The following is a 14149-nucleotide window of genomic DNA, read 5'->3' on the forward strand; positions in this document are numbered from 1 at the left end:
GTGCTTTCTTTGCGCCGGTTCAGTTGATTCAATGCTAAAATAATGGCCACGCCTCTGAACAGGGAAACGAGGAATGCACAAGAGTCGATTGGGTGTGTTGGTGATTGATTGCCAGACCAATGACATGGGGAGGCATGAAACCTTCTGGGCTGGGGCCTTGGGACGGGACAAGGAAGCCGGATCAAAAGATCCGAAATACCGGGATCTAAAAGGGCCTGACAGCGAGCTCAGGGTTTTATTGCAATCCGTCGATCACGAACCGCGCGTACATCTGGACGTGGAAACCGACAATATTCCCGCAGAGGTGGAACGGTTGACAGAGCTTGGCGCACAAGAGGTCGGCAGCTGCAAGGGCTGGGTTGTGATGCAGGCCCCGAGTGGCCATCGGTTTTGCGTCGTGCCGCCGCAGCGTCCCGATTTTGAAGACAACGCTAACGTTTGGGGAGACTGAGGGGAAAGTGCTCTACGGCTTCTTCAACCCGGCTACTGTTCCGCCCAGAACAGCCGTGGCAATCGCCATGGCTTCCAGCTGGCAGGGTTGAGACCCAATCGGATTGAGGAAGACGACAGGCTTTGCCAATGCATGTCCGCAGGCGGCCTCCATCAAGGTGTTGGATCCGATGTATCCTTGGATGCCGTTTTTTTCGACATTCGCAATCAGCAAGACATCGCAGGTTCTGATGATATCGAAATAGTCGTTCATGAATGCGGCTTTCGTTTTGACGACCTCTTCAAGTGACAGGGTGTTCCAGTCGAAAGAGCTTTCTTCGCGAACGGGAGTAGTGACACTCCAGCCGTCTTCTCGCAAGGTGTCGGCGATTGCCTCCATGTCATCAATGGCTGCCATTGTTCCGTAGATACACAGCTTTGCGCTCAGTCTGGCAGAGAAATGAATTTGTTTGGCTCCTTGGCTGAACTAACGGCAATCTTTAAAATGCCCTATCGCGTTCGTGTAGTGATGTGAATTGCCATATGTCTATAAAACGCTACCTCTTGCCTGATGATTATGGAGGTTGCTGATGTTTCGTTCTTTGACGCTGTCACTTTGCGCTGTCGCTCTTGCCAATTTGGTCAGCCTTCCGGCAAAGGCTGAAACCGCGATCCTCGCGGGGGGGTGTTTCTGGTGTGTGGAATCCGACCTTGAGGCGGTGCCAGGCGTTCGCGACGTGGTGTCTGGTTACGCGGGCGGGACAAGCCAGAATCCCACCTACAAGTCCTATGAGAAGGGTGGCCACAGGGAGGTGGTGAAAGTTGATTTCGATGAGGCCAAGCTGAGTTATCGAGAGCTGGTCGATATTTTCCTGCGCACCATTGATGTGACTGATGCCGGTGGTCAATTCTGCGACCGGGGACATGCCTATTCCTCAGCGCTCTATCCTTTGACAGACGCCCAGGCTAAAGAGGCGCGGGCAGCCGTCACCGAGGCCGCAAAAGACCTTGGAGGCAATATTGCCACGCCGGTCGAAGGATCAGCTTTGTTCTGGCCTGCAGAGGACTATCATCAGGGCTACTACAAGAGCGATACTCGCACCCTGACCCGCTTTGGCTACGTCACGCGCGCGTCTGCCTACAAAGGCTATCGCAAGGCTTGTGGCCGTGATGCACAGGTGAAGAAAGTCTGGGGCAAACAAGCCTACAAAGGCGTTTCGAAAGGCGGTCATGGAAGTTGAGTAAGATAGACGGTGTTTCTGAGAACTGCTAGAAATTGCATGTTGCCAATTTTAAAGTTACCTTAGGAAAGGGGAAGCCTTTGGCCTTCAATGTTTGAGGGGGCAATTGCATGGTTGAATATTTTTCTGTGGGCTCTAAAGAGCCGAGTTTTATTTCTGAATTGAAACTTGTTGAATCAGAAAATCGTCTTCGCGTTAAATTAGATTGTATTTTGAACTCCAATGGCATGGAGTTGCCGAAGACAGGCAATTCGACTGAATTTGCAGTTGTATGTACAGTTGTGACCATTGATCTCATTTTGGTGCGCTTGGGGCGCGACAAGTCCACCTTGCGATACGAAGAGCGCTTTGTCTTGGGTCTATTTGCCTTTCTAATCACCCATGAATTGGCGCGGCGCACACTTGCTGACCTTGGTGCCGCATTTGCCAGTTCTGCGTTGGAGGTCTTTTCGACTGAGGATATCGCGGAAATCTATCAACTGGGGAAATCTTATTCCCGCCTTCGCAAACATAAGGCCATGCATAGGGTCTTGGTTCACACGATATCTGATTGGCTCAATGAGCCGTCGGAGGAACATTTGCATGATCTTGCTGGCGTCTTCAATTTTTGTTGTCGGCCGAATTAAGAAGACCTTCCTATCTCCAGCGGGTTAGCCGCGTATATCGCGCCTCTCATACCTGCTGAATCAAGGGGCTGAAAATTAATCAAGAAGCTTTCGCAATAATGGCAGTGGAATTCAACTCCACTGCCATTATTGCGTGATCTGTAATTTGAAGGGTACTCAGAAGTGGTATGCGACGCCCAACGTAACGGCATCCTGGTGACCTGATATATCGAAAGGTGAAAAGCCGTTGAATTGATACGTTTCGGTGCCCATTTCAAAATGCTTGTAATCAAGCCGAGCAGACCAGTTATTTGTGACCTTGGCTTCCAGGCCAGCTCCCAGAACATATCCAGCATGCGTGTTGGATGCTGTTTCACCTGTTGAGGTTCGCTTTACCGAATATTCGCTCAGAGCGACACCAGCGGAAATATAAGGAAGGAACCGGTCAATGGCGTAACCGATGCGCACGGTTCCCGATGCGTTCCACTTGTCCGATGAACGGGAGCTACCAGATGCGTTGAGAGTTCTGTAGTTCGTCAAATTTGCCTCAGCACCTAGGCCAACGATTATGTTGCCAAAGGCATGATCATAACCACCGAAGAGGCCGAAGACGCCACTCTCAAGTGTTTGAGAGCCACCCAGTGTGTCTTTGCCGTTAAGGCTACCAAAGCCAGCTTGTGCACCTGCGTAAAAGCCGCTTGTGTAAGCTAGATTATCTTCGGCGCTCAATGCTGAATGCGTCAATGACCCAAAAATAACCGCAGTTGCGAAGAGTAGACTTTTCATCAGAGTATTTCCTAAATCCATAAACTGAAATAATTATAAGTGTATTTTTCCTTTGTGGCCACCTGTGTAATTTAGGAAATACTCTTTGTTTCTAGCATCTTACCGCCTTATTAAGTGGGTGTGGCAATGATGCGACGGTTCTGGTTGTGGGGGGCTAAATCCCTGCTTCAAACGCTTCGACTACGGCGATGAATTCCTTGCCGTAGCGTTCCAGCTTGGATTGCCCGACGCCTGATACAGCCAGCAAGGCGATGTATGTGCCAGGTCTTGCCTTGGCAATGCCGGCGAGTGTCGCGTCGGGAAACACCACATAGGGTGGTACTTCCGCATCACGGGCAAGTTGCGTTCTGAGGCGTCGAAGGTGTTCAAAGAGCTGCCGGTCGTCTGGATCGAGATCATCGGCCAAACTTGCTGAGCGCGCGCCGCGTGTTTTCTTGAAGCTGGCTGCGGCCCGGTCCTTGCGCAGCAGAACTTGCCGCTCGCTGCGGAAAACAGATCTCGCCTCTTCCGTCAGGATCAGTGCGCCATAATTCGCATGGTCCACGTCAATAAGCCCTGCCGCCACCAATTGGCGTGCGACCGATTGCCAGATCTTGGCCGAATGTTCCTGACCGATGCCAAAGACTGATAGGTTGCCATGGCCGAAGCGTGTGGTCTTGTCGGTTTCCTTGCCCAGCAGAACATCAATGATATGGCCGGTGCCAAAGCGCTGGTCTGTACGGTAAATCGTTGACATGAATTTCTGCGCAGCTTCTGACCCGTCCCAGGTCTCCACCGGAGACAGGCAAGTGTCGCAATTGCCGCAAGGCTTGGGATAGACCTCGCCAAAATGGGCCAGCAGAGCCTGACGTCTGCAGCCGACTGTTTCACAAATGCCCAGAAGCGCGTTGAGTTTACCGTTTTCTGCACGTTTGATATCATCAGGCGCATCACCTTCCGAGATCATCCGGCGGCGCTGAACCATATCGGCCATACCATAGGCCATCCAGGCCTCAGATGGCGCGCCATCGCGACCCGCTCGGCCTGTTTCCTGATAGTAGGCTTCAACGGAAGACGGCAAGTCCAGATGAGCGACGAAGCGAACGTCCGGCTTGTCAATGCCCATGCCGAAGGCGACAGTCGCAACCAGGCACAGGCCCTCTTCCAGCAGAAACGCGTCCTGGTTAGCTGCGCGCGTCTCTGCTGGCAATCTGGCATGATAGGGCAGGGCGCGGATGCCCTTGGCGCACAGCCATTCGGAAATATCTTCGACTTTGGCGCGCGATAGGCAATAGACAATGCCGCTTTCGTCCTTGTGGCGGGCGAGGAAATCCAGCAGCTGCTGTCGCTGGTTCGTTCGCTCGACAATCTCGTATCGAATGTTCGGACGGTCAAAGCTGGTCGAAAAAACCTCAGCGCTTTCCAACTGAAGCCGGGCAATGATGTCCTCACGCGTGTGCGGATCGGCGGTGGCCGTCAACGCGACACGCGGCACATTCGGATAACGGTCGCGCAGTGTGGTCAGCGACAGGTATTCCGGGCGGAAATCATGGCCCCACTGGCTGACGCAATGCGCTTCATCGATAGCAAAGAGCGCAATATCCAGCGTATCGAGAAACCGACGAAAGCCTTCTGTCGAGAGCCGCTCTGGCGTCACATAGAGGAGCTGCAGTTCGCCGGATCGGGCTTTGTCGCGGACAGCGTCCTGCTCTTCGGGCGTAAGAGAAGAATTCAAGGCTGCGGCGGAAACACCGGCTGCGGTCAGAGCGCCGACCTGGTCTTTCATCAGGGCGATCAGCGGCGAAATCACGATGCCGATGCCCGGTCGGCAAAGCGCCGGGATCTGGAAGCAAAGCGACTTGCCTGCACCGGTCGGGAAGAGCACGACCGCATCCTTCCCGCAGACAAGTGCGTCGACCACTTCTGCCTGTCGTCCGCGAAACTCCGGATAGCCAAAAACATCGCGAAGAACATCGCGCGGGTCTGTGGCGTGACTCTTGTCTTGTGCGCTGGCCGGTAGCGGCTGCGATGCGAGCATGTGCGGCTGATTCCCTGATTTTCCGCAGTCTCGCTTATTCGCCTGATGACGGCAATCTCCGTCTGTGGATGATTCGCTGCAGAGGCGGCTAATCTGTGAACACAGCGTCCGGGTCTTGCGCAAGGATGTCTGCGCAATGGGTTCGTAGCCGCTCGGACAGGCTGTTCAAATCGCCGTCCAGAAGGGCCGGATCAATCGGCTGGCCGAAATGAACCTGATAGTGGGCGTGTTTTTTGTTGAGGAGCTCGTTGAAAACGGTCATGTCGCGTAGTTCGGTTGAGATGCGGGTCAGGAAATAAAACAGGGCGGAATTCCGCCCTCCCATATGGACGGGTATGATCGGCACCTTGTAGCGGCGGGCCATGGCCAGCGCAGAGGTCATCCAGGGGCGTTCTGTGAGGCGGCCTTCGTGCCAATGGGCCAGACGTCCGGATGGAAACAGGACCACAGCGCGGTCTTCGGCAAATGCCTTGCCAGCCAATCTCAGGGTCTCCCGGGATTTCTCTCGTGTCTTGAACTTGGCACGCCACTCCACCGGGATGATCATGTCAGCAAGCCGCGGATTGATGCGGATGGCGTCCCGGTTTGCGAAGATAGAGAGGTCCTTACGCCGCGATCCGATCGCGTCATATAGGACAACGCCATCAGCAATGCCTGTTGGATGGTTCGACACCAGCACAACTGGTCCGGTTTTCGGAACGCTTTTCAGGCCGAGTACGTCCAGATTGAGCTGTAAAAGGGCGCTGAGATGGTCGAAGATGCGCTGTGCGGGCATGTTCGAGATGATGTTGGCCATCTCCAGCGCGCGCCTGTAGCCCAAAATCCGGAAGGCTGCAGGTTGCACCAAAGGCCACCAAGGCGCGTTCATGACGCCTTGGCCGCGTTCCTCAATCAGTATATCGACAATATGCTTGTGTTGTTCGGTGGCCGCTGTCCCAGACAGGGCGACTGTTGTCTGATCAGAATAAGCCAAAGTCCGTCCCGGTATTCTGAGTGGTCTGGTGCTTCGGCAGTATTACTGAAGCCCTCAGACGCAGGCAATGGATATGACATCGGGTCGGTATAATTTCATCAAACGGTCATAAAGCGACCTCGATCAACGGTCAGCGTTTTGGTTTAAACGCTCCAAATCGGGCTGGTGAAAATCGCCACTGCAGACAGCAAAGCGGCAAGCCAAGAGATAGACCGAGGCGTTGCGCGGTCGGTGTAGTAGCAAAGGATGTAAATGATCCGCAGCCCGATAAACAGGACTGCCAGTTTGTTGATCCACTCGACCGAACCGCCTTGCCATAGGCCAATAATAACAGCTGCTGCGAAGAAAGGCAGAGCTTCGAAGCTGTTTGCCGCTGCAGCGCTGGCACGAGCCCGAAAGCCACTGCGCCAATAGTCTGGGTCGCGTGGCTTGTTATTGTCGTAAGACTTGTCGAGTTTTGCGGGAAATACAGCCGCTATGGGAAGAATGGCAGCGATGAGAATACACCAGATTGAAATCGGCATTTACAGTGTCCTTACTTATGCAGACCTGCTGGAGCGCGGTCCTGATTTTGACTGTTAGGTGGAAACTATCGTTTCAAAGCAGGTGAACCAAGAGCCAAACACATTATCTTGGCGATTGTTCTGTAAGGATCTGCTCGATGATGGGCACCGCCTTTGAACCGGCTGTCACTGGAAACAAACGATTACTAGCGGGGCATGGTGCTATTTGGAGTGGGAATAAGCCGCGAAAGGAAGTTGCGCAACTTGCCTGGCAATGTTGATCCCACCGGGTGCAGGTGACCGATAACATCTCCGGCCTGAAAGGTCATCGACGCCGAGAACTTGCGAGCCAGAGCCTGCATGAGGCTATTGCCGGCAAGGCAGTTGATATAAATATGACGAGTGTGACGTTCTCTAGCAGTTTGAAGGAGCGTATCCATGAGGCGCGTTCCTATGCCTTTGCGGCGCCAGTCAGGTTCAACGCAAAAGGCTGCTTCTGCCGTTTGGGCATCTCCAAGGGAGCGCAATTCTGCAGTTCCTCGAACGATACCATTTTCCAGATAGGCGTATATCAGTGTGTCCAGTGTGAAGGATGTTTCTACATAACTGCGCAAGAAGGCGTCGCTTGCCTGCATGGCAAACCGACTTCGCCGTGTATTTGCATCGAGACGGAGCAGGTGGTCTCGGAACAGATGTTTCTCTGACACGGAAATCGGGCGAATTTCACCCTTAGCGAAGAGCTCTGCCGTCGTATTGGGAGCTTTGGGTTTGAAGACCCATGAAAATAGGCGCCAAATATTTAGGGACGGCTGCATGGAGCGCTCCTGAGTGACAGACAATGTCCTCCCAGCGTTCCTCCAAACGCACGTCATCATATATCAGGCGTAATGGTCTTTATTCAATAGCATTGGCTCGGTAAATTGTGTCGAATTTTGCCATTCGGTGTAATGGTGCGGTAAGAGAATAAATGAGTGTGCAGCGGAACGGGGATTGATTCGATATGAAACGTGGTGTGACAGTTGCCTTGGTCTTGAGTTCTGCGCTGGTGGTGGCTGGTTGTCAGCGTTTTTCGGGAAACAGTAACTATGCAACCCCTCTGCCTGCGACACCGACAACTCCGGTTGGTCAGGGTAATTTGCAGCCACTTGATCCTCTAGCGCCGGTTCCAGGCCCCGGAGTTGTTGAGCAGGGCGTTCCGGGAGCGCCTGGCACGGATCTCAGTGTCGCGCCGGTTGCAGAGCCCAGTGGGGCTGTTGAGATTGGACGCAGCGATATGGCTGGCGGCTGGAAAATCTCTTCTGCAGGCGATAATTGCATGGCCTTTATGGCTTTGACGGCTTGGTCCGGCGGATATCGAGCAAACACCAGAGGCTGTGCGACCCCGGCTTTGTCCGGTGTTTCTGCATGGGATCTTTCTGGCAAGCAGGTGGTTTTGAAGGACGCGAGCGGCGGAATTGTTGCGCAGCTCTATGCGAGCTCTACCGAGCAATTCAATGGTCAGACGGCAACCGGTGCGCCCATCTCACTTTACCGTTAGCAACCATAAGTAAAAATATCTGGACGACACTCTTCATGGGTGTAGTATACCTCTAAAGTAGGAGGTGCGCCAATGTCCAAATATGACCCTTTGAGAGAACATCTTGCACGTCTGGATGATGTGGTTTGGGCGGCGAAGCTGGACGATCTAGAGAGCATTCTGGGATCAGGCTTGCCAAAAAGCGCTCGCGATCACAGAACCTGGTGGGCTAATTCTGGTGGCAGCCTGGTTCATCAGAATGCTTGGCTGGATGCCGGATGGCGGGTAGAGCGTACGGACCTTCCAAGGGATGTGGTTGTGTTTCGCAGGCTTCGGATCGGGGGGACGTCTCTCGCGAAATCCGCCAATGCTGCGATCGCGGAAAGCTCTGATCGACGGAGCTCTGGCGAAAAAATGCTGGCCCGCGCTATGCCAGCATTGCGCCAGCCGGTCACAGTCACACTGCGTGCTGAGTGGACCATTCTCGGCGACATGCATAAAATCCCGTGTTCAGCGGCAGGAATTCCAACGGGTGCCGGGATCTCACGTATTGTCTATCTGCGGGATGGCGATACCGGTTCTGTTGTTATCAGCACCTCTGCAATCCAGCTATTTTATCGGTCGTTGCGACTGGAGATGAAGGCAGCTCAGGATGGTGTGCCTTCCGTCGACAGCGGCCTGCTAGAGCGCTTGCAACTCAATGCTTCTGATCCGATGGAATTCGATGTCATTCGCCCAGGCAACGCTTGGCTCTTGACCGACGGTCGCGGGCGAAAGGCTGATTTGGATCTTGATAGTGAGCGAGAGCTTGTTGGCCAGCTTCTGACACTTCAGGAGAGCCAGGGTGGCATGCCGGTTCAGTTTGTAACGCTCTGAAGGTCTCACAGGCGTCTCCGGTTCAGATCTGCCGCTATCAAAGATTGTTGTGCGTGCCATAAGACTGTTTGCTCCTTTCAAAAAGAGCGCTAGGTGCCTTCTCTTATGCTGAGTACTCTGGCGATAAAGTCGGCTTTCCTGCTGTTTTAGTCAAAGTGGTTACTGCGGTGCGCACGTCTTGATCGTCTCCGACGGTGACATCTAGGTGCAGCTTGGGTTTGGCAACCAAGCCCGGAACCGATGTGCTGCCGATTTGTTGGAGGTCTATGAACGGAAAAGGTAGTTGGCGTTTTATATGCGCGGCGAGCAATTTGGCTTGCAAAGCCCAGTCATTTGAATGGGGCATAGAATGATAGCAACCTTAAGTTTCTCCGGCGCAGATAAGAAATGTTAATCAATTTAAATCGATTTTAGCGTTATTCCACTCAGCAACGACAGTCTGCGGCTCTTGCATCTTGGTTGGTTTAACCTTATGCGAGCGGTCAGGGCGATAGTTTGGCAAACCCCAGCGGGGGCTGTGTGGACAAAATGTCAGGAACGGAGCGCCAGAGTGAAAGTTGAACTGCCGGTCAGTCGGGCACTTCAGAATAGATATCAGGCATTGGTATCCTCGGGAGACATCAGCGAGGATCCAATTCAGTTGGATATTGTCCATCGGCTTGATCTCCTCAACACCGAACTCTCACAACTTCGTCTTGCCTCCAAGAAAAGTTCCCTCGGCTGGTTGTTCAGCCGAAACAAGAAGACCGTAAAGCGCCCCAAGGGACTTTATGTCTGGGGTGGCGTTGGCCGCGGCAAGACCATGATCATGGACCTCTTCATGGAAGTGGCTGTAGTCAAGCGTAAACGCCGGGCTCATTTTCACGAATTCATGGCGGATGTGCACGAACGAATTCACGCCTATCGTCAGTCTCTGAAGCGCGGTGAAGTCAAAGGGGATGACCCGATTCTACCGGTCGCTCAGCAGATTGCAGATGAGACGCGCCTGCTTTGCTTCGATGAGTTTTCAGTCACAGATATCACGGATGCGATGATCCTGGGACGGTTGTTCACCCAGTTGTTTTCGCTCGGGGTTGTTGTGGTTGCGACATCAAATGTCGATCCCAAGGATCTCTATCGGGACGGATTGAACCGTCAGCTTTTCCTGCCGTTTGTGGCGCTGCTGCAAGAGCGGGTTGATGTGGTGATGCTCGACAGCCCGACGGACTACCGCCTCGAAAAGCTGGGTGGTGCGCCGGTCTATGTCTCTCCGCTAGGCGCTGAGGCTGATGGCAAGGTTGACGAATTATGGGGCAAGCTGACCCATGGGGTAAAGCCACGCGCAGAAGAGCTGGAATTCAAGGGGCGGCAAATTCAGGTGCGTGCTGCGGCCGCTGGCGTTGCTCGCTTTTCATTTGAAGAGCTCTGCATGCAGCCATTGGGCGCAGCTGATTATCTTCGGATTGCACATACATATGGAACGGTGTTTGTTGAAGATGTTCCGGTCATGAGTAAAGCGCGGCGTAATGAAGCGAAGCGATTTATCAACTTGATCGACACGCTGTATGACAACGGCATCAAACTGGTAATTTCTGCTGAAGCGGAGCCCACCGGCCTCTATATCTCTGAAGGTGGGACCGAGGCATTTGAGTTTGACCGGACAGTTTCACGGTTGATCGAGATGCGTTCGGGAGCATATCTGTCAGGAGAAGAAACGCGCTTGCGCACTTAGAGACCTTCCCAATAGGTCATGTGTATATGGCGGGAAGATGATCAATTAATTCCGTTTCGCGGCAGTTATCCTTGTGGTTAGCTTGCACGGGGCGGGCAAAGGGAGTAGTGCCATTCGCAGTCATCAGCGGATGGCATAAGGTTCCATCTTACGTAAAGGGAAACTTTCGGACATGGCTCGGAACAAGATTGCTTTGATCGGCTCAGGTCAGATTGGCGGCACGCTCGCTCATCTTGCTGGCTTGAAGGAATTGGGAGACATCGTTCTCTTTGACATCACGGAAGGCGTCCCGCAGGGCAAAGCCCTCGACCTTGCAGAATCTTCTCCTGTTGACGGTTTTGATTCCAAGCTGGCCGGTGCCAACGACTACGCAGCTATCGAGGGCTCGGACGTTGTCATCGTTACTGCAGGCGTCCCGCGCAAGCCGGGCATGAGCCGCGATGACCTTTTGGAAATCAATTTGAAAGTCATGGAGCAGGTTGGCGCTGGTATCGCCAAGTATGCACCTAACGCTTTCGTTATCTGTATCACCAACCCACTTGATGCGATGGTTTGGGCTTTGCAGAAATTCTCAGGTCTGCCGAAGAACAAAGTCGTTGGCATGGCTGGCGTTCTCGACAGCGCCCGCTTCCGCTACTTCCTGGCTGATGAGTTCAACGTTTCGGTTGAAGATGTTACGGCCTTCGTTCTGGGCGGCCACGGCGACACCATGGTGCCGCTGACCCGTTACTCCACTGTTGCAGGCATTCCATTGCCGGATCTCGTCAAGATGGGCTGGTGCACAGCTGAGCGTCTGGAAGAGATTGTTCAGCGGACCCGCGACGGCGGTGCGGAAATCGTTGGTCTGCTCAAGACCGGCTCTGCTTTCTACGCTCCGGCTTCTGCTGCCATTTCGATGGCGGAAAGCTACATCAAGGACAAAAAGCGTGTTGTTCCATGCGCTGCTGCTCTTGATGGTCAGTACGGCCTGAAAGACACTTATGTTGGTGTGCCGGTTGTGATCGGTGCCAATGGCGTCGAACGTGTTATCGAAATCGATATGTCTTCAGACGAAAAAGCAATGTTCGACAAATCCGTCGCATCTGTCGGTGGCCTTGTAGAAGCTTGTAAGAAAATTCAGCCAGCTCTTGCCTGAGTTGACTGCAGTAATTTTTGATGGCCGTCACTGATCCTCGGTGACGGTCCTCCGACAACGGGGGAAACAAATGAACATTCATGAATATCAGGCCAAAGCGGTTCTGAAGGAATATGGTGCACCGGTTGCTGAAGGTGTTGCCATCTTCTCCGCCGATGAAGCCGAAGCAGCTGCAAAGAGCCTTCCTGGCCCGCTCTGGGTTGTGAAGTCTCAGATCCACGCAGGTGGTCGCGGTAAAGGCAAGTTCACCGAACTTGGCCCAGACGCAAAGGGCGGTGTTCGCCTGGCTTTCTCTCTTGAGGAAGTGACCGCGCATGCAAAAGATATGCTCGGCAACACACTTGTGACTGCTCAGACCGGTCCTGCCGGCAAGGTCGTCAATCGCCTTTACATTGAGGACGGTGCAGATATCGAGCGTGAGCTCTACCTCTCCATTCTCGTGGACCGCACCTGCGGCCAGGTTGCTTTTGTGGTTTCCACTGAAGGCGGCATGGACATTGAGGCTGTTGCTGAAGAGACACCGGAGAAGATCCACAATCTGCCGATCAACCCGGATACGGGTGTGACGGACGCAGATGCTGCCAAGCTTTGCGATTGGCTGGAATTGTCTGGCGTCGCACGCGAAGATGGCATGAAGCTTTTCCCGATCCTTTACACAGCGTTTGTGGAAAAGGACATGGCTCTTCTCGAAGTGAACCCGCTGATCGTCATGAAAGATGGTCGTGTGCGTGTTCTCGACGCCAAAGTGTCTTTTGACGGTAATGCGTTGTTCCGTCACGACGACATTTTTGCCCTGCGCGACGAGTCAGAAGAAGACGCCAAGGAAATTGAAGCGTCCAAGCACGACCTGGCCTATGTGGCTCTCGATGGTGACATCGGCTGCATGGTCAATGGTGCTGGCCTTGCCATGGCAACCATGGACATCATTAAGCTCTATGGCGCGGAGCCTGCGAACTTCCTGGATGTTGGTGGCGGCGCTACCAAGGAAAAGGTTACGGCAGCGTTCAAGATCATTACGTCTGATCCGAACGTGAAGGGCATCCTGGTCAACATCTTCGGTGGCATCATGCGCTGCGACGTGATCGCAGAAGGCGTGCTGGCAGCTGTGACTGAAGTTGGCCTGCAGGTTCCCCTCGTTGTTCGCCTTGAAGGCACCAACGTCGAACTCGGCAAGAAAATCATCTCTGAAAGCGGCATGAACGTCATTGCCGCCGACGACCTTGATGATGCCGCCCAGAAAATCGTGAAAGCCGTCAAGGGGGGCGCGTAATGTCGATCCTCGTCAATAAAGACACGAAAATTATCGTTCAGGGTCTGACCGGCAAGACCGGATCGTTCCACACGGAACAGGCTCTGCAGTACTACGGCACCAAGATGGTTGGCGGCGTGCACCCTAAAAAGGGCGGTACAAGCTGGACCAGTAGTCTGGATGCTACAGCTGAACTTCCAATCTTCGCCAGCGTTGGTGAAGCGAAGGAAGCCACAGGCGCAGACGCCTCAGTGATCTACGTTCCGCCGGCAGGCGCGGGCGCTGCGATTATTGAAGCCATTGATGCGGAAGTTCCGTTCATCGTTTGCATCACCGAGGGCATCCCGGTTGCTGACATGATCAAGGTCAAGGCGAAGTTGGAGAAATCCAAGTCCCGTCTGCTTGGCCCGAACTGCCCAGGCGTCCTGACACCTGAAGAATGCAAGATTGGCATCATGCCAGGCTCCATCTTCAAGAAGGGCTCTGTTGGGGTTGTTTCGCGTTCCGGAACACTGACCTATGAAGCGGTCTTCCAGACGTCCAATGCAGGACTCGGCCAGACAACGGCTGTCGGCATCGGCGGTGATCCGGTCAAGGGCACCGAGTTCATTGACATCCTGGAAATGTTCTTGGCTGATGATGAAACCAAGTCCATGATCATGATCGGTGAAATTGGCGGTTCTGCAGAAGAAGAAGCAGCTCAGTTCCTCATCGATGAGGCCAAGAAGGGCCGCAAGAAGCCAATGGCTGGCTTCATTGCGGGTCGTACGGCTCCTCCAGGTCGGACTATGGGGCATGCTGGCGCTGTTATTTCCGGTGGCAAAGGCGGTGCTGAAGATAAAATTGCAGCGATGGAAGAGGCCGGTATCAAGGTTTCTCCGTCTCCTGCCAAGCTTGGTGAAACCCTTCTTGAAGTATTGAAGGGCTAAATCAGCTTTATGCTGGTACTCCGACGTAAATTGTTTACGATTCGGTAGGCATAGTGATGCGAAGCGGTCGAGGCGAATTATCGCCTTGACCGGAATTATGAGGGGGTCGGTGTTTTCATCGGCCTGAAAAGGAACCCAGGACGGGCTCATCCGGGTCCACCTGAAAGAATAAGGGCGGA

16 protein-coding genes are annotated in these 14149 nt (G+C 53.6%); 9 read left to right on the top strand and 7 right to left on the bottom strand.

Going from position 1 to position 14149, the window contains the following annotated elements; translation table 11 throughout:
* The first annotated feature begins 73 nt into the window (after positions 1-73).
* On the top strand, positions 74-451 hold the full coding sequence (locus tag V6575_RS13775) for a VOC family protein (RefSeq protein ID WP_340275075.1): 378 nt from the start codon (positions 74-76) through the stop codon (positions 449-451).
* A gap of 12 nt (positions 452-463) precedes the next feature.
* Here the strand turns inward: V6575_RS13775 and V6575_RS13780 are convergent, their stop codons facing one another.
* Complete coding sequence (locus V6575_RS13780; RefSeq protein WP_340275077.1) at positions 464-847, bottom strand: hypothetical protein; 384 nt, start codon at positions 845-847, stop codon at positions 464-466.
* A 172-nt stretch (positions 848-1019) separates the two neighbouring features.
* On the opposite strand from V6575_RS13780, the gene msrA reads away from it, so the two are divergent.
* Positions 1020-1670 (top strand): peptide-methionine (S)-S-oxide reductase MsrA, encoded by a 651-nt coding sequence (msrA, locus tag V6575_RS13785; RefSeq protein ID WP_340275080.1) that lies wholly within the window; start codon positions 1020-1022, stop codon positions 1668-1670.
* A 110-nt stretch (positions 1671-1780) separates the two neighbouring features.
* On the top strand, positions 1781-2296 hold the full coding sequence (locus tag V6575_RS13790) for a hypothetical protein (protein WP_340275082.1): 516 nt from the start codon (positions 1781-1783) through the stop codon (positions 2294-2296).
* Positions 2297-2452: 156 nt separating this feature from the next.
* Here V6575_RS13790 and V6575_RS13795 read toward each other — a convergent pair whose 3' ends face one another.
* The 5 genes from V6575_RS13795 to V6575_RS13815 form a co-directional block, all read right to left on the bottom strand.
* Entirely contained in the window at positions 2453-3061 is a 609-nt protein-coding gene (locus tag V6575_RS13795; RefSeq protein ID WP_340275084.1) for an outer membrane protein, read from the bottom strand.
* Between the two features lie 154 nt (positions 3062-3215).
* The gene (gene recQ, locus V6575_RS13800) at positions 3216-5078 is read right to left on the bottom strand and encodes a DNA helicase RecQ (RefSeq protein WP_340275085.1); all 1863 of its coding nucleotides are present in this window, start codon (positions 5076-5078) and stop codon (positions 3216-3218) included.
* 88 nt (positions 5079-5166) lie between these two features.
* Positions 5167-6051, bottom strand: coding sequence for a 1-acyl-sn-glycerol-3-phosphate acyltransferase (locus V6575_RS13805; protein ID WP_340275086.1), 885 nt, complete (start codon positions 6049-6051; stop codon positions 5167-5169).
* A gap of 143 nt (positions 6052-6194) precedes the next feature.
* Complete coding sequence (locus V6575_RS13810) at positions 6195-6575, bottom strand: MAPEG family protein (protein ID WP_340275088.1); 381 nt, start codon at positions 6573-6575, stop codon at positions 6195-6197.
* 185 nt (positions 6576-6760) lie between these two features.
* Positions 6761-7369 (bottom strand): GNAT family N-acetyltransferase, encoded by a 609-nt coding sequence (locus tag V6575_RS13815; RefSeq protein WP_340275089.1) that lies wholly within the window; start codon positions 7367-7369, stop codon positions 6761-6763.
* 185 nt (positions 7370-7554) lie between these two features.
* On the opposite strand from V6575_RS13815, the gene V6575_RS13820 reads away from it, so the two are divergent.
* Both V6575_RS13820 and V6575_RS13825 read left to right on the top strand, forming a co-directional pair.
* A complete protein-coding gene (locus V6575_RS13820) occupies positions 7555-8091 on the top strand; it encodes a protease inhibitor Inh/omp19 family protein (RefSeq protein WP_340275091.1) in 537 nt (178 codons plus the stop codon).
* Between the two features lie 72 nt (positions 8092-8163).
* Positions 8164-8946, top strand: coding sequence for a DUF7662 domain-containing protein (locus tag V6575_RS13825; RefSeq protein WP_340275092.1), 783 nt, complete (start codon positions 8164-8166; stop codon positions 8944-8946).
* Positions 8947-9049: 103 nt separating this feature from the next.
* Here V6575_RS13825 and V6575_RS23345 read toward each other — a convergent pair whose 3' ends face one another.
* On the bottom strand, positions 9050-9292 hold the full coding sequence (locus tag V6575_RS23345; protein WP_422785574.1) for a GrpB family protein: 243 nt from the start codon (positions 9290-9292) through the stop codon (positions 9050-9052).
* Between the two features lie 204 nt (positions 9293-9496).
* On the opposite strand from V6575_RS23345, the gene zapE reads away from it, so the two are divergent.
* From zapE to sucD, 4 genes are all read left to right on the top strand, one after another.
* Positions 9497-10657, top strand: coding sequence for a cell division protein ZapE (gene zapE / locus V6575_RS13830; RefSeq protein WP_340275093.1), 1161 nt, complete (start codon positions 9497-9499; stop codon positions 10655-10657).
* Positions 10658-10829: 172 nt separating this feature from the next.
* Entirely contained in the window at positions 10830-11792 is a 963-nt protein-coding gene (gene mdh / locus V6575_RS13835; RefSeq protein WP_340275095.1) for a malate dehydrogenase, read from the top strand.
* A 70-nt stretch (positions 11793-11862) separates the two neighbouring features.
* The gene (gene sucC / locus V6575_RS13840) at positions 11863-13062 is read left to right on the top strand and encodes an ADP-forming succinate--CoA ligase subunit beta (protein ID WP_340275097.1); all 1200 of its coding nucleotides are present in this window, start codon (positions 11863-11865) and stop codon (positions 13060-13062) included.
* Positions 13062-13970 (top strand): succinate--CoA ligase subunit alpha, encoded by a 909-nt coding sequence (gene sucD, locus V6575_RS13845; RefSeq protein WP_340275099.1) that lies wholly within the window; start codon positions 13062-13064, stop codon positions 13968-13970. The genes sucC and sucD overlap by 1 nt, the downstream gene beginning before the upstream one ends.
* Positions 13971-14149 lie beyond the last annotated feature (179 nt).

Origin of the sequence: Roseibium algae (assembly GCF_037783265.1) — a bacterium.
In the GTDB taxonomy this organism is placed as follows: Bacteria; Pseudomonadota; Alphaproteobacteria; order Rhizobiales; family Stappiaceae; genus Roseibium; species Roseibium algae.